13 protein-coding genes are annotated in these 15,589 nt (G+C 67.5%); 5 read left to right on the forward strand and 8 right to left on the reverse strand.

Annotated elements, in window-relative coordinates:
- Positions 1–9 precede the first annotated feature (9 nt).
- From rpsK to IU452_RS03125, 5 genes are all read right to left on the reverse strand, one after another.
- Positions 10–423, reverse strand: coding sequence for a 30S ribosomal protein S11 (rpsK, locus tag IU452_RS03105; RefSeq protein WP_019929497.1), 414 nt, complete (start codon positions 421–423; stop codon positions 10–12).
- Positions 424–432: 9 nt separating this feature from the next.
- A complete protein-coding gene (gene rpsM, locus IU452_RS03110) occupies positions 433–804 on the reverse strand; it encodes a 30S ribosomal protein S13 (protein ID WP_195107299.1) in 372 nt (123 codons plus the stop codon).
- Between the two features lie 182 nt (positions 805–986).
- Positions 987–1,100 (reverse strand): 50S ribosomal protein L36, encoded by a 114-nt coding sequence (rpmJ, locus tag IU452_RS03115; protein ID WP_025347279.1) that lies wholly within the window; start codon positions 1,098–1,100, stop codon positions 987–989.
- Between the two features lie 127 nt (positions 1,101–1,227).
- Complete coding sequence (infA, locus tag IU452_RS03120; RefSeq protein WP_003886926.1) at positions 1,228–1,449, reverse strand: translation initiation factor IF-1; 222 nt, start codon at positions 1,447–1,449, stop codon at positions 1,228–1,230.
- 205 nt (positions 1,450–1,654) lie between these two features.
- Entirely contained in the window at positions 1,655–1,972 is a 318-nt protein-coding gene (locus IU452_RS03125) for a WXG100 family type VII secretion target (protein WP_195107300.1), read from the reverse strand.
- Positions 1,973–2,062: 90 nt separating this feature from the next.
- Between IU452_RS03125 and IU452_RS03130 the strand changes: the two genes are divergently transcribed.
- Positions 2,063–3,769 (forward strand): alpha/beta hydrolase, encoded by a 1,707-nt coding sequence (locus IU452_RS03130; RefSeq protein ID WP_195107301.1) that lies wholly within the window; start codon positions 2,063–2,065, stop codon positions 3,767–3,769.
- A gap of 1 nt (position 3,770) precedes the next feature.
- Positions 3,771–4,343: an LppA family lipoprotein gene (locus tag IU452_RS03135; protein WP_195107302.1), complete on the forward strand. Its 573-nt coding sequence runs from the start codon at positions 3,771–3,773 to the stop codon at positions 4,341–4,343.
- Between the two features lie 6 nt (positions 4,344–4,349).
- Here IU452_RS03135 and IU452_RS03140 read toward each other — a convergent pair whose 3' ends face one another.
- A complete protein-coding gene (locus tag IU452_RS03140; protein ID WP_195107303.1) occupies positions 4,350–5,609 on the reverse strand; it encodes an MFS transporter in 1,260 nt (419 codons plus the stop codon).
- Between the two features lie 337 nt (positions 5,610–5,946).
- Here IU452_RS03140 and IU452_RS37885 point away from each other — a divergent pair, with 337 nt between their 5' ends.
- Positions 5,947–9,249 (forward strand): MinD/ParA family ATP-binding protein, encoded by a 3,303-nt coding sequence (locus IU452_RS37885; RefSeq protein WP_324192410.1) that lies wholly within the window; start codon positions 5,947–5,949, stop codon positions 9,247–9,249.
- Between the two features lie 19 nt (positions 9,250–9,268).
- Here the strand turns inward: IU452_RS37885 and IU452_RS03150 are convergent, their stop codons facing one another.
- On the reverse strand, positions 9,269–9,802 hold the full coding sequence (locus IU452_RS03150) for a DUF4254 domain-containing protein (protein WP_195107304.1): 534 nt from the start codon (positions 9,800–9,802) through the stop codon (positions 9,269–9,271).
- A 140-nt stretch (positions 9,803–9,942) separates the two neighbouring features.
- Between IU452_RS03150 and IU452_RS03155 the strand changes: the two genes are divergently transcribed.
- A complete protein-coding gene (locus IU452_RS03155; protein ID WP_195107305.1) occupies positions 9,943–10,785 on the forward strand; it encodes a GntR family transcriptional regulator in 843 nt (280 codons plus the stop codon).
- 70 nt (positions 10,786–10,855) lie between these two features.
- On the forward strand, positions 10,856–11,428 hold the full coding sequence (locus tag IU452_RS03160) for a GNAT family N-acetyltransferase (RefSeq protein ID WP_195107306.1): 573 nt from the start codon (positions 10,856–10,858) through the stop codon (positions 11,426–11,428).
- 102 nt (positions 11,429–11,530) lie between these two features.
- Here IU452_RS03160 and eccCa read toward each other — a convergent pair whose 3' ends face one another.
- Entirely contained in the window at positions 11,531–15,586 is a 4,056-nt protein-coding gene (gene eccCa / locus IU452_RS03165) for a type VII secretion protein EccCa (protein ID WP_195107307.1), read from the reverse strand.
- Positions 15,587–15,589: the final 3 nt, after the last annotated feature.

Below are 15,589 nucleotides of genomic sequence, written 5' to 3' on the forward strand. Positions count from 1 at the left end.
CCTTCCCGCTTAGACGCGACGCCGCTTGGGCGGACGGCAACCGTTGTGCGGCTGCGGGGTGACATCGGAGATCGTGCCCACCTCGAGGCCGGCGGCCTGCAGCGAGCGGATCGCGGTCTCGCGGCCCGAACCCGGGCCCTTGACGAACACGTCGACCTTCTTGACGCCGTGCTCCTGCGCCTTGCGGGCGGCGTTCTCCGCGGCCAGCTGGGCGGCGAACGGGGTCGACTTGCGCGAACCCTTGAAGCCGACGTGGCCCGAGGACGCCCACGAGATGACGTTGCCCTGCGGGTCGGTGATCGACACGATCGTGTTGTTGAACGTGGACTTGATGTGCGCGTTGCCGTGCGGAACGTTCTTCTTGTCCCGGCGCCGCGACTTCTGGGTCTTCTTGGGGCCGGAGGCCCGACTCTTCGGAGGCATCGGTTATCCCTACTTCTTCTTGCCGGCGACGGTCTTCTTCGGACCCTTGCGCGTGCGCGCATTGGTCTTGGTCCGCTGGCCGCGCACCGGGAGGTGGCGACGGTGGCGGATGCCCTGGTAGCAGCCGATCTCGATCTTGCGACGGATATCGGCCTGCACCTCGCGGCGCAGGTCACCCTCGACCTTGAACTCCGACGCCTCGATGTAGTCGCGCAGCTTGGTCAGATCGTCGTCGGTGAGATCCTTGGCGCGAGTGTCCGGGCTGACGCCGGTGTTCTCGAGGATCTCCTTGGCGCGGGTACGGCCGACGCCGAAAATGTAGGTCAGTGCGATCTCCATGCGCTTCTCGCGCGGGAGATCGACGCCCATCAGACGTGCCATGGTGGCGATTCCTTAACTGTTGCGGAGGTCTGCTCCCTGTCCGTCCCCTCGGGTGGGGCCCCGGCCTCCGAACCGGGGGTAGGTGGGCATCCGCCCTTTCGGGCTCGTCAATGCCCACTGGCGCTGGGAGGTCTTCTTTTTGTTCTGCCAATCCGATCGGCGATCGGTGCTTGGCCGGTGAACTAGCCCTGGCGCTGCTTGTGGCGCAGGTTGTCGCAGATCACCATGACCCGGCCGTTACGGCGGATCACCTTGCACTTCTCGCAGATCTTCTTGACGCTCGGCTGAACCTTCACGTCCGTCCAATCTGGTTGTGGCTCACAGGGGTGTGAACACAGGTTTTCCCCGGCCTAATGGCCGGGGAAGTCTTTTGTCGCGAGCCGGAGTTTCCGGCCCCTGTTCCCGGCGTGCTTTTCGCCGGGATCACTTGTAGCGGTAGACGATCCGACCGCGGCTCAGGTCGTAGGGCGACAGCTCCACGACCACACGGTCCTCGGGGAGGATACGGATGTAGTGCTGCCGCATCTTCCCGCTGATGTGCGCGAGCACTTTGTGACCGTTTTCCAGCTCGATCCGGAACATCGCATTGGGCAGCGGCTCGATAACCCGACCCTCGACCTCGATGGCCCCGTCTTTCTTCGCCATATCCTCCGCGATCCCGTTTGCGCTGGTCCCGGGTTGGGCCCAGCTCTTCGGCTAGCTTGTCACTGCAGTTTGTCGTGCACTTGTGTCGACCAGGTGCCATACTCTCCGGAAGCAGCATGCGGACATGAGCGACCGGCGGGTAGGTGCACCGCCGATCAAGCTTACCTGTGCATGCGCTATCCGGCCAAATGGGGCCGCCAGGCACTCAGATGTTGAGCCGGGGTGTCGCCACCTGGCTGATCGCCGCTCCCGCCGCCGCGTCTTGCGCCTGCACCTTGTCGGCCGCGGCTTTGAGCGTTTCCGCGAGGTCGGCAAGGTTCCCCAGCAGCATGGTCCGGCGGCCCTCCAGATAGGTGTTGAACCGGCCGAACGCGCTCGCCGCCGATTCCTGCCATCCGTCGCGGCTGTCGGCGATGGCCTGATCGGTCTCGCGCAGGGTCGCCCCGGAGTCGTTGAACAGAACGTCGAGCCTGCCCGCCGCGGCGCGCAGCATCTGCGGATCGACCGCAACCTGATCGGCCACCAATTCCCCCCGTTCGCACTGACGTGTCGCGATTGCCCGATATGCTACCGGCCAGCGCAAGCTCTACGGATTCAGTGGGGGAACCGTTCGATGCTGCTACCGGACATTCGCTGGTGGAACGAGTTGGCACTCGAGATGCTCGAAGCGTCGCTGACTCGCCGCATAACCACGCTGGAGGATGTCACGACTCAGCTGGCGGATATCGGGAAACTCCCTGGCTGGATCGGCGACGCCGCCGACGCGGCACATCGCAGGTTCACCGTCACCGCCGATCAGCTGACCGACGAGGCCGCGGCGCTGGGCGCGGTCCGCGAACTGACCAAGCAAACCCGCGCGGCCGTCGCGCACCTGAAGCAGACGCTGGCCACGATCGACCAGCAGGCCGCGGCGAACGGACTCGAGGTCTGGGACAACGGGCATGTGACCATCGCCGACCGGCCCAATGCGCCCGATGCCGCGTCGGTGGAGGCATTACGGCTGGAACTGATCCAGGCCGCACGCGCGGTCATGCGCCAGGCCGACGACATCGATGCGGACGCGGCGGCAGTGCTGAACAAGGCCGCCGACGGACAGATCAGCGACAACGGGGCCGCCGACGTCGCCGCGGCGTCCACGGCAGGAGCCGCCCAGGGCGGACTGACCGCACCCGCTCCCCCGGAGAACGGGACTCCGCAGCAGAACAAGGAGTATTGGGATGCGATGGACAAGCAGCAGCGGCGCGAGGTCATCGAGAAGCATCCCGAATGGATCGGCAACCGGGACGGCATACCGTCCATGGCCCGGCACGAAGCGAATGTCGGCCGTATCGACGATGAGCGTGCGCGGTTGACGCAGGAACGGGACAGGCTGCAAGAGGAGTTGGAGGGAAAACCTGAGGGTTCGAAATACCCGAATACACGGGACCCGTACGGCGAGGAGAGGGCGGAGCTGTCTCGGGTCGAGGCGAAGTTGAAGGACCTGGAATCGCTCGAAAAGACACTGGCGGACCATCCGCTCGACCCTGCCAACCCGGACAAAGGGGCGCGATTGCTGTTGCTGGACATGCAATCGGGAGACAAGGGAATGGCAGCGATCGCCGTCGGCGACCCCGACAACGCCGATCATGTCTCGGTTGCCGTGCCCGGCGTCTCGACAACGGCGCAGTCGCTCAGCGACATGACCAAGGAGGCAGAGGCAGTACAGCGAGAAGCGTCGAAACAATTGAGTTTGGCGGGGCACCCCGAACAGCGGGTGGCGTCGATCGCTTGGCTCGGATACGAACCACCGCCGGAAATCGGGCCGGAAGCAGTCAAAGACGATCGGGCCAAGGAAGGTGCACCCAAGCTGGCGAACTTCTTCCAAGGCCTGGATGCCGCCTCGAATCAATCGGATCCACACATCACGGCATTGGGCCACTCCTACGGGTCCTACACGACCGCGCTTGCGTTGCAGGATCTCGGCCCTGGCCATCCGGTCGACGACGCGGTCTTCTTCGGCTCACCCGGGATCAACGCCGACGACGAACCGGATCTCAATCTGCGGCAGGGCCACGGCTATGTGATGCGGGCACCGGACGACCAGATCAGCTGGGGAGATGGTTTCGGCAAGTTCGGCCCCGATCCCGTGACCACGAATCTCGAGCAGCTCTCCGTTCGCGAGACTACGACCAGCGACGGTGTACGCAGAGAAGACGCGAACGGCCACGCCGAGTATCCGAGGCCGAGCGACTCGAAAGGCGAATACAAGGGCGAACTTCGCACATCCGGATACAACATGGCTGTAGTCGTCGCCGGGCTACCGCAACTGGTGGTGCGCTGACATGGGGAAGCGGACGGCCGCACGAATACTGGGATCGATCATCGCCGTGACGATCATGAGCGGATGTGGAAGCAACTTGGACGACCCCGACCACCCGGTAACCAAAGAAGAGATCGCGCACGCCGAAGCCGAGATGCGGAAGCTGCCGTCCGTCGAAGACACCGAGCGACAACTCTCCACAGTCATCCAGCAAATCGCAGATGCCACGAAAAACGTGGCACCGGAACTCGACTGGCGTATCAAACCCAATCGCGGACAAGGCACGTTGGGCTGCCCACGCGCCTACATGGAGACCGACGGGGTGTCGATGACAACGGACGATCTCATCTCGCCGGTACCAATCCCCGACAGCCGGTGGGCCGACGTCCTGAAGGTCGCACGCGACATCGCCGCACAAAATGGCATAACGACGCTCACCGTTCGCGTTGACGTCGCCGGACGGCACGACGTCATACTGCATTCCCCCGACAACGGCAACGAGATCGGAATCGGCACGTATAAAGCCGCCCTCATCACGGGCACCACCGGCTGCCGCTTCCGCGCAGAGGACCTACAAAAGCAGCCGGGAAACTGATCGCCTTCACTCTGCGTCGAGCGGGCGCCGACCGGTGAGCGGCCCCCACACCGCGATCAGGCCGATCATCACGACCAGAGCGATCGTGATCACCGTGAACACCGCCCCCGACCCGTGGTTGTCCAGCAGCGGGAGCAGCAGGAACGGTTGCACCGCGGTGCTCAGCTTCGACAGCGAGTAGGTGGCACCGGACGCCGTGCCGCGCACGCTGGTCGGGAACGATTCCGGCAGATAGGCGTGGATCGAGTCGGAGAACACGTTGCTGGCCATGGTGAACAGGCCACCGGCCAACAGGATCAGCGGCACCGCGGTGGCGAAGCCGAAGACCAGCCCGAAGGCCGCCATCAGGGCGGCGGTCCCGATAACCAGATATTTGCGCTCCACGCGTTCGATGAGCGGGATCGTCAGCAGCGAACCGATCGGATAGCCCAGATAGGTGATCGCGAGATAGCTCAGTGAGTTCACCACCGTGAAGCCCTTGGCGTGCAGCACCAGCACGGCGAGCGTGCCGAAGCCGTAGTAGCCGAAGACCTGCAGGATCATCACCGCACCGAACAGCAGCGTGCGAGCGCGCACCGGCGGGCGCAGGATCTGCGCGAACGGTACCCGCCCCGCCGCCCGATTCTGCCGCGCCAGCCACTGCGGCGATTCCGGCATATGCCTGCGCGCGACGAAAACCAATGCCGCGCCCATGCCGCCGATGACGAACAACCAGCGCCAGCCTTCCACGCCGAACGGCTGCAGCGGCACCAGCCAGCGGGCCAGGAAGCCGACGGTCGGGACCGCGCAGAAGCCGATCGTGTAGGCGATGGCGATCATCCGCCCGCGCACCTGCGGTGGCATGGTCTCCGACAGGTAGGTGTCCGAGACCGTCATCTCCGCACCGATGCCCAGGCCTGCCAGCACCCGGGTCGCCATGAGGAACCACACGTTGGGACTGAAGGCGCCGAGGAAGGTGAAGACCGCGTAGATACCGATATTGATCAAGAACATGCGGCGGCGGCCGATCACGTCCGACAGTCGGCCCAGCACCAGCGCACCGAGGAACTGACCGGCGAAGGCCGAGGCGAGGATGCCGCTGAGTTCGTAGGTGGACAGGTCGAGTTCCTGCTTCAGCACCCCGGTGATCGTCCCGGCCAGAAACAGCTCGTAGAGATCGAAGAACAGTCCCATCCCGACGAGGGCAACCAGCTTGCGGTGCACCGGGCGGACCGGAAGCTCGTCCAGCCGCAGGGCATTCGGACCATCGTCGACGGTTGTGGTCATCTCGTCATGCTCCCGATCTCGCAACAGCTCGGCAATCCGGCACGGCGGGTGTGAGGCACACTACAGCAACTTCCACGGGCGTCATCCCGGTCCCGACCGGGCGGCAGGTCCGTCACGCCTGATTCGGCTCGCGTAAACTACCGGCTGTCCAGGTAATCCGGTACCAGCAGATCCAGGGGGATCCGTGAGGGAGCGCAGCGAGCGAACCATTGACGCGGCGCCCTCGGGTACGGCTGAGCGGAGCGTCTGCGAGGCAAGTCGTGAGTGACCTTGCGAACGAACCATCAACACAGCGTGCACGGCGCACGGCGGCACCGAGCGCCGGCGAGGTGACGCCGTGAGTCGTAACAACGATCTACCCATGCTGCCGCCGTGGCTGTCCGAAAGCGAGATCACCCACACCGGCTACGAGGCACCGGTCCAGAACCTGCCGCACGAGGATTTGATTCCCGAGGAGCCCGCTCGGCGCAAGGGCCGCCGCAAGTCCGAGGAGCCCGAGAGCGGGAAGAAGCGCCGCAAAGGCTGGCGCCGGGACAAATCCGAGCCCGAGGGCCACGAGGCGGGCCCTGCCGAACCGGTGCCGAATGCCGGTGCCACCCAGGGTGATCCGCAGTTCCAGCGCTCGCAGCCGCAGACCGAGCTGCCGCCACTCCCCCAGCGCACCGGTGGTGAATTTCAACTGCCGCACCGCAACACCGGTGCCGCGCAGGGGTCTCCCGCACCCGGTCCGACCGCTCAGGGCGGGCCCGCGGCGCCGCCGCAGCGCGGGGTCGGGCCGCATCCGCACACGTCCGGCCCGGATTCCGGTATGCCCGGGGACAACCCGTGGCAATCGGGGCCGCAGGGGCTTCGGCAGCCAGGACCGCAGGGCCATCCGGATATTCCCGAACGGCCGTCGATTCCGCCTGCCCCGCAACCGCACTCGGCGTCGCCGACGGCCGCCGTACCCGCGCCTCCCGAAGCGGACGATTCTTCGGAAATGACGGTTCGGATCACCCGCCGACCGGACCTACCGCCCGCCCCGCGTCCGTCCGACCAGCCGTCCGCCCGTCCGTCGCTCCCCGAGCCACCGGGCCCCGGCGACCGCCCGGCACCGACCGGTGAGGCACCCGCTCCGGCCCCGGCGAGGCTGCCGAATTCCCCGCAGTGGGAACCTCCCCCGCCTCCGGTGCCCACCCACCCGGTCACACCGCAGGGCAAGCAGCCACCGTGGCTGGGCTCGATGGGTCCGACGGAGACCGCCTCCGGCGCCCCGGCTCCGACCAGCGCTACCGCCACACCGGAGGCCCCCGCGGCTTCGGGTGCGTCCCCGACCCGCCTACCGGACAGCGGTACCGAACCGCCGAGCCCGATAACACCCGACCACCCAGCGCGTCCCACCGAGGCCCAGGGCGCCGGACAGACGACGCCCGAGCGCGGCACCGCGACCATGTCCCCCGGCCCGGCAACCATCGATCGCCCGACGAGCGAGCCGCAGGTCGACACCGTGGCTACCAGCGGCCCGTCCTCGGGACCGCGGGCACCGGAGAGCGAGACGGTCCAGCCGCCCACCGGCGGCCGACACCGTGCTCTGGAAACCCCGATCCCGACGATCCCGGGCCCGAACGGCGAACCGACCACCATGGTTCGCCCGCACGGCGATCCGGGACCGCACGTGCCGGTAACCGCCGACCCGTCCGCGCGGCCGGGCCTGCAGGCGCGGGACGACTCCCCGTCTGCGGAGTCCCGCTCCGCCGTCCGGGATTCGGAGTCCGGAGCCACCGCCTCCGGAACGAGCCCTGCCGCACCGGATCTCCGCGGCGAAACGCCCGCACTGCCCACCACCGCCGAGCCCTTCAGCCCGGCCCCGGACTCCGGGCTTCGCCCCCCGCCCGAGGCGCCCATCGCAGGAGAAACCGGCGGGCGGCCTGCCCCGGACATGGGATACGGACCCGCTGGTCGTGCCCCGCAGACCGGCGCACGGCCTCCGGTCGAAGGAGCTCCCGAACGCCATCGTGCACCCACTTCGGGGAGCGGGCACCCCACTCCGAACCCGGGTTACGGGCCCGCCGGCCCCACATCCCCCATCGGACCGCAGGCCCCGACCGAAGCGACGCCCGGCCCACGGGCGACCGCTGCGGAAACCCATGTGGGCAACGAAAAGGCCGCCCCCAGCACGGGATACGAGCCGACCGGCCGCTCCCCGCACGCCGAGGGCCAGGCACCAACCGAAGTACCGGAGCGGCATCGCGCGCCCGGCCAATGGGAAACCGCCGCGGGCAGCGACCAACCCGGCCCGCAAGCGCCCACCGTCAACGGGATCGACAGCGGCCCTGCGCCGTACGCATCTCCCGATGCCGGGTACCGGGCCGGTGGCCCGGGGCCGCGCACCGGAGGACAGGCAGCGGCCGAAGGGCCGCCGACGGGATCGCATCACGGGCCGGGCGGGCCCGGCCCGCATGGTGTCGGTGCCGGAGGGCCTGTGCCGTATGCCGCGCCCGATGCCGGATATGGTCCTGCCAATCAGGGCGGGGCGCAGGCGCCGGGGGACGAGGCTTACGGGCCGGGGTACTCGCAGGGCGGTGGGCAGTATCCGCCGCATGGGGGCGCGCCTATGAATGGGGCACCCCCGGTGCAGGGCAGTCAGTGGCAGCAGGCGGGGCAGCAGTGGGGAGCGGCGCCGTATGCGCCGCAACAGCATCCGGCGCAGTATCAGCCTCCTGCCGGGCCGCAACCCTCGCTCGACGATGTGCCGGTGCGGCGGGCCAAGAAGGCACCCGGATCGGGATGGCGGCGCGCGGTGCACCACATGTCCGGTGGTGCCATCAATCCGGGGATGTCGGCCGAGGAACGGCGGCTGCAGGAGTTGGTCGCGCGGATCCGTCAGCCGGTGCGCGGTGACTACCGCATTGCGGTGCTGTCGCTGAAGGGTGGTGTCGGTAAGACCACGACCACCATGGGAATCGGGTCGATCTTCGCCTCGATCCGCGGCGACCGGGTGATAGCCGTCGACGCCAACCCGGACTTCGGCACGCTGTCCCAGCGGGTGCCGTTGCAGACGCGCTCGACGGTGCGAGACCTGTTGCTGGATCAGTCGATTCGCTCGTACTCGGATGTGCGGCGGCACACCTCGCAGGCCACCAGCCGACTGGAAGTGCTTGCCAGCGAACGGGATCCGGCCGCGTCGGAGGCCTTCAGCGAGGACGAGTACCGGCAGGTGGCCCGCATCCTGCAGCGGTTCTACAACATCATCCTCACCGATTGCGGTACCGGCCTGATGCATTCGGCGATGGCGGGTGTGCTGGATCTGGCGCATTCGCTGGTGCTGATCTCGTCCTCGGCCATCGACGGTGCACGCAGTGCGGCCGCCACCCTGGACTGGCTGTCGCTGCACGGCCACGACCACCTGGTGCGCAATGCGGTCGTGGTGATCAACCTGCCCCGGCCCGGATCGCCCAATGTGGGCATCCAGCAGCTGCGCGAATACTTCCTGTCACGCTGCCGCGCGGTGCACATCATCCCCTACGACCCGCACCTGTCCGAGGGCGCCGAGATCGACCTGGGACGCCTGCACAAGAACACCAAGCGCGCCTTGGTGGAGCTCGCCGCCACCGTCGCCGACGACTTCGCGACGGATCATCGGCGGTATATGAGCTACTGAGTCCGGCGGGGGCGGAGCTCTACCAGGCCGGGAGGCGGCGACGGCCGGCGAGGACGTCGTTGACGAGATCGTCGTAGCCGTCGGCCAATTCGGCCAGGTGATGCCAAGCGCAGTGCAGGACTTCGTCATTCGGGTCGAGGGTCATCAGGGCGTGATGCGCGCGCACCGAGGCCTCGGCGAGACGGTCGATGACCGAGCCGATCGTCTCGGTGTGCAAGGTGGCGCCGAGGCGGTGCTGCGGCACCGTGCGGGCGATCCAGTCGTCGATCGCCATCACCAGTTCGGTTCGGCGGCGCTCGATTTCGACGATGGTGGTGGGATCGCTGTCCGGCTCGGATCCGCCGCGTCCGATCAGCCGTCGCTCGTGCAGTACCGCGAGATCACGGGCGAACCACAGCATGGGACCGCCGATGACGCGGTGACCGCGACAAGCGCGCAGTAGTAGGTCGGAGGTCGGCAGCAAGCCGGAGCTCAGGGATTGGACCGCCGTAGCGCTGTGCGGTGTGTCGGGCAGCGCCACGACCACCGTCTGGGATGTCTCCGAACCTGCCACGTTGCCTCGCCGTCATCGCCGTTACAACACCCGTTCAGGACTTCATTACAATAAACCGCTGAAGGCGTGTGTCAAGGGTCACACGCCCGGCGGACCAGCGGAGTAGACTCCTTTTCCTCGAGGCACTACCTAGGAGCGAGATGGCGGCGGAGGGTCCGAGGTATCTGCGGATCGCAGACGTCCTCCGCGAGGAGATCCGGGGCGGCAGGTGGAAGCCGGGCGATCGTCTACCGAGTCACTCCGAACTTGCGGAGCACATGCAGGTCTCGATCACCACCGCGCGCAACGCGATCCAGGTGCTGGTGGCCGAAAACCTGCTCTACACAGCGACTTCCCGCGGCACCATCGTGCGCAGCCAGGAGGTGCTGGAATCGGTTATGACCACGCATATTCGGCCCGACCGTCCCAAGTCGAGCCACGACATCTTCTCCGAGATCGCCCGGGCCGCCGGTCGTGAGCCGTCCAAACAGTTCAGCGCGCGGATGGAACCGGCCGCCGCGGAGGTCGCCGCGTGGCTGGGCGTGCCCAAGGATTCCTGGGTGGTGTCGCGGACGGTGGTCCAATATCTGGACAACGAGCCGTGGTCGTGGGAAGTCAGTTTCTATCCACGGGACTTGGCAGAGGCCACCGGCATCGACTGCCCGCACGACATTCCCGAGGGCACCACTCGCCGGATGGCCGAGCGCGGCCACGCCGAAACCGCCCATCGCGACACCATCGTCGCCCGGCCCGCGACCGCCGAGGAGGCGGCGGTCCTCGGTGTCGGCATCGGCACCATGCTGCTGGACCATCTGCGTATCGGCGCCAACGCCGAGCGCATCACCCGCGTGACCCGGCATCGCTCGATCGCCGCCCGCAACCGTCTCGCCTACGAACTCGGTGACGACGACGGCACCGAAATCATCCGCAAGACCCTGGGTGCACCGCAGCCCCCAGGCAATTCACATTTCTTCGGTAACTCTCTGGTACCCGGTTCACCATGACAGACCGCACATGTTCGAGAGCCCCGGATCTCTCTTGCTCACACCGTGACCTACTGGCGGCGGGCATACCATGACAGACCGCATTCGCCAGGCCCGGATGGGCGACCTCGGCACCATCTGCCGACTACGGCTCCAACGCACGGCCTGGCTTGCGGCACGAGGATCGGATCAATGGACGCGGCAGGGGCGGGGTCTGCCGATCGAACGGTTTGCCCGCGCGGCCGGGCGCGCCGTGCGTGCCGGGGAGACCTGGATCGCCGAGGTGGACGGCGAATCGGCAGGCACCATCACCGTGAACGACCGCGCCGACGAGGGCCTGTGGTCGCCGGGCGAGATCGCCGACGGGGTCATCGTGCACTACATGATCGTGGACCTGCGCTTCGCCGGCCAGGGTGTCGGCGCGGATCTGCTCGCGCACGCCGCGGAACTGGCTCGGGCACGACACCGCGGCTGGGTCCGGCTGGATGCCTGGACCACGAATACCGCCCTGCACGCCTATTACCTGCGCGCGGGTTTCCAGCTGGCCCGCATCGCCGGACCGGAGGCATCGGGTCCGTCCGCCGCCCTGTTCGAGCGCCGAGCCGACGCCTGGCTACTGCCCGCCTCCCCGCGACTTCAGGCCGTACCCGTAAGTGCCACGTGAGTTGCGTACAGGTCCTGCGTCAGGTGCCGCACGGCTTCTGGGCGTACCCGACGAGTTACCCATGTGCTCGCGAAATCAGTTGTTGCGTTGCATTCCATATGGTTACAGCGGTGGTAGGTAGGAGACCTGGACCATTTCGGTTTCGCGGCTGCGGGACAGCAGGGTGCCGCGACCGGGTGGGAGTTTGGTGGAGCGGATGTCGCCGAGGATCTTGCCCTCGTCCTTGGGCGCACTCATCAGCAGCGCGTCGACCGACATGTCCTTCAAGGTGCCCAGCACCTTGTCGTACAGCGCCCGGGAGGCGCCGCCGGACCGTCGCGCGACCACCAGGTGCAGGCCGATGTCGCGCGCCTGCGGCAGGAATTCCAGCAGCGGTTCGATCGGGTTGCGCCCGCCGGTCACCACCATGTCGTAATCGTCGACCACAACATAGATCTCGGGCCCGGTCCACCAACTGCGCTCCCGCAGCTGCTGCGGGGTGATGTCGGAACCCGGAATCCGCTTCTGCATATAGGTGGCGACCTCCTTGATCATGCCGAACGAGGTCTGCGCCGAGGTCGAATATCCGGCCAGCTGCGGACCCTCTAGCACGCCGAGCATGGTGCGGCGGTAGTCGATGAGGATGACCCGGGCCTCGTCGGCGTTCGAATTCTCCGCCATGCCCATCACGATGTTGCGCAGCAGCGTGGTCTTGCCGCATTCGACGTCGGCGAAGGCCATGAAGTGCGGCTGGCTGTCGAAATCCAGGACCAGCGGCTCCAATTCGTTCTCACCGAGGCCGATGAGGATATGCGTCTTGTCCAGCACCATGCCCCGCCGCTGCGCCTCGGCCAGCACCTGGTCGCGCGACACCTCCAGCGGCAGCATCCGCACGTCCGGCGCGCGCCGCCCGGCGTAGAGCTCGTTCAGCTGCTGTTTGGCGCCGGCGATGCCCTCGGCCAGGGTGTGCGGATCGGAATCCGAATCCAGCCGCGGCAGCGCGATGAGCATATGCAGCTTGTCCGGGGTGATACCGCGGCCAGGCCGACCGACCGGCACGAGAACGGCCGTGCGGCGGTCCATTTCGGAGTCCGAGGGATCGCCCAATCGCAACTCCAGCCGGGTGCCGATCAGATCCTTCACGGCCGGGCGGATCTCCGCCCAGCGGTTGGCCGACAGCACCAGGTGAATACCGTAGGACAGGCCCTGTGCCGCAATGGCATTGAACAACGGCTCCATCTGCTCGAATTCGGCGCGGATGGTCGGCCAGCCGTCGACGACGAGGAAGACGTCGCCGAACTGGTCCTCCGCCAACGAATCCGCGGCGCGCTGATGCGCATCGAGCTGATTCAACCGCGCCTTGCGCTTGCGGAACTCGACGATGGATTCGATGCCGAGCTCGCGGAAGCGTTCCTCACGCTGACGCAGCAGCGTCGTCACCTCGGCGACGGTCCGGCGCACCCGATCCACCTCGAGCCGGTTGGCCACCGAACCCACATGGGGCAGACCCGCCAGACCCGCGAACGTGCCGCCACCGAAGTCCAGACAGTAGAACTGCACCTGCTCGGGCGTATGGGTGGCGGCGGCGGCCATAACGATCGTGCGCAACGTCGTCGACTTACCCGACTGCGGACCGCCGACGACCGCGACGTTGCCCTGCCCCCCGGACAGGTCGACGATCAGCACGTCGCGGCGCTGCTCGTACGGTTTGTCGATTACGCCCAGCGGCAGCCACAGCTGGCCGTGCCGGTTGACCGGCGACCGCCAATCCGGGTCGGGCAGCAGCATATCCACCGACGGCGACTCGTCCAGCGGCGGCAGCCACACCTCGTGGGCGGGGCGGCCGTGGCCGCGCAGCCGTTCCACCACCACGTTCAGCAGCGTCGGCGGCACGCCCAGCTCGTCCTCGGGCTCGGCCTCTCCCGGCGGCGGAGGCAGTTCCGGCAGTCGCCGGGAGGGACTCACCTCTACCGCCGCCGGAGCCTCCGGCACTTCCACCCGGCCGGCGGTGAACACGACCGGCGACTGCTCTCCGCTCTTGCCACCCTCCGTCCGACGGGAACTGCCGCGCGGGGAGACATACGGCCCGGACACATAGGAGGCGTTGAAGCGCAGCGGATCGTCGGCATCGCTCTTGAGGTAGCCGGAGCCGGGCACGCTGGGCAGGTGGTAGGCATCGGTGATGCCGAGCACCGCGCGAGATTCGTTGGCGGAGAAGGTGCGCAGGCCGATGCGATAGGACAGGTGTGAATCCAGCCCGCGCAGCTTGTTCTCCTCCAACCGCTGCGAGGCCAGCAGCAGGTGCACCCGCAGCGACCGGCCGAGCCGGCCGATCATCACGAACAGTTCCGCGAAATCCGGCTTCTGCGACAGCAGTTCGGAGAACTCGTCGACCACGATGAACAACGCCGGCAGCGGATCGAGCTGCGCACCGGCGGCACGGGCTCGCTCGTAGTCGGTGACGTTCGCGAAATTGCCTGCCGCGCGCAGCAATTCCTGGCGCCGATTCATCTCGCCCGCCAGCGCGTCGCGCATGCGGTCGACCATCGAGAGTTCTTCCTCGAGGTTGGTGATGACCGCGGCGACGTGCGGCAGCGCCTCCAACCCGAGGAAGGTGGCGCCACCCTTGAAGTCGACCAGCACCAGGTTGAGCAGATCCGGGGAGTGCGTCGTCACCATCGACAGCACCAAGGTGCGCAGGAATTCGGACTTGCCCGAACCCGTGGCGCCGATACACAACCCGTGCGGGCCCATACCGTTCTCGGCGGACTCCTTGATGTCCAGCTCCACGGGGGTGCCGTCGGGGGTGATGCCGATCGGCACCCGCAGCCGTTCCCGGTCGCTGCGCGGACGCCACACCACGGCCGGATCGATCTGCGCGGCATCGGGAATTTTCAGCAGCGCCATCAGGCCGGGGTCGGCGCGGGTCTCGTCGCCGAGGCTGACCAACTGGGCCGCCGTCGCGATCCGGAACCGTGCCAGATCCCGGGCCAGGGACTCGGCCTCGGCCCGGGTCACGACGTCGGCAGTGGCGAATTTCTCCACGCCCGCAGCCGATTTCGCCGCGACCATACCGTCGACGACCACCAGCTGCAGACCGCGCCGCACGGCCAACCCGGCCTGCGGGGCGGTGAGATCGATGACGGTCACCGAGTCCAGGCCCGCGTCGCTGACCAATCGCTCACTGCCGCTGACGTATCCGTCGTCGATGATCACCAGCAGATGCACCCGCCCGGCGGTGGGCTGGGCGTTGCGCATGAACCGGCCGCGTTCGAGCAGCTCGGCGGCCATGGAGGTTTCGAGTTCGGCCAGCGATCGGTACATCATCCGCATCGAACCCATGCCATCGCGGTCGACCGGATGCTGCAGGTGCGGTAGCCATTTCGCCCACGACCAGGTCTCGCTGTCGGGATCGGCGCAGATGATGGCGACGGCGGTGTGGTCGGGGCCGTGGAAGGTGGTGAATTCCATCAGCATCGAACGCACCAGCGTGTGCACGTCGGCCTTGTCGCCTTCGATGTTGATGGCCGGGAACGCGCGCAACGAGATCGCGGTCGGCAGGCCGTGCACCACCGAATGGGTGCGCACGAACCGGCGCAACGCCACGGTGGACACCGGCTCGAGGTCTTCCAGCGGACCGGTTTCCGGCCGGGCCAGCTTGGTGGCCAGCCGGTGGCTGCCGACCCCGACCCGGACGTGACCGAAATCCGGATCGTTGGGGCGGCGCTCCCACATGCGCCTGCTGCCGACGATCGACTGCAGATCCGACGGCGCCGGATGGCTCCACAGCAGGGCGGCCAGCTGCGCGCCGCCGGTCTTGCGCACATCCTTGCGGACCTGGTCGAGGTAGCGGAAGTAGTCCTTGCGCTCCTCGTTGAGTTCGGCCGCCTTCTTCGGGCCGCCGCCACCGCGGTATCCCGCCATCATGCCGACCATCGACATCAGCATCATCATCGGGAACATCATCATGAACGGGTTGGTCAGCAGGCTGCGGCCCATCATGACCATCATCGCGATCATGCCGACCACGGCGACCACCATCACCAGCGGCATGAGCCGGATGAGCAGATTCACCGGGACCGGGCGCTCGATTTCCGGCGGCGGGCTCAGCGCCACCTCACCGCCGGGCGGCCGCGGCGGAGCGATCCGCGGTCGACGCACGAAGCCTTCGGTTGCCATGTC

It is taken from the genome of Nocardia transvalensis, assembly GCF_015477765.1.
Taxonomy (GTDB): domain Bacteria; phylum Actinomycetota; class Actinomycetes; order Mycobacteriales; family Mycobacteriaceae; genus Nocardia; species Nocardia transvalensis_A.

What these genes read in the sequence shown, in the direction of transcription:
- IU452_RS03155 (WP_195107305.1), top strand. Translation starts at nt 9,943, where the DNA reads ATGGCGGCGGAGGGTCCGAGGTATCTGCGGATCGCAGACGTCCTCCGC.
- eccCa (WP_195107307.1), bottom strand. Translation starts at nt 15,586, where the DNA reads ATGGCAACCGAAGGCTTCGTGCGTCGACCGCGGATCGCTCCGCCGCGG.
- rpsK (WP_019929497.1), bottom strand. Translation starts at nt 423, where the DNA reads ATGCCTCCGAAGAGTCGGGCCTCCGGCCCCAAGAAGACCCAGAAGTCG.
- infA (WP_003886926.1), bottom strand. Translation starts at nt 1,449, where the DNA reads ATGGCGAAGAAAGACGGGGCCATCGAGGTCGAGGGTCGGGTTATCGAG.
- IU452_RS03135 (WP_195107302.1), top strand. Translation starts at nt 3,771, where the DNA reads ATGGGGAAGCGGACGGCCGCACGAATACTGGGATCGATCATCGCCGTG.
- IU452_RS03130 (WP_195107301.1), top strand. Translation starts at nt 2,063, where the DNA reads ATGCTGCTACCGGACATTCGCTGGTGGAACGAGTTGGCACTCGAGATG.
- IU452_RS03140 (WP_195107303.1), bottom strand. Translation starts at nt 5,609, where the DNA reads ATGACCACAACCGTCGACGATGGTCCGAATGCCCTGCGGCTGGACGAG.
- rpsM (WP_195107299.1), bottom strand. Translation starts at nt 804, where the DNA reads ATGGCACGTCTGATGGGCGTCGATCTCCCGCGCGAGAAGCGCATGGAG.
- IU452_RS03160 (WP_195107306.1), top strand. Translation starts at nt 10,856, where the DNA reads ATGACAGACCGCATTCGCCAGGCCCGGATGGGCGACCTCGGCACCATC.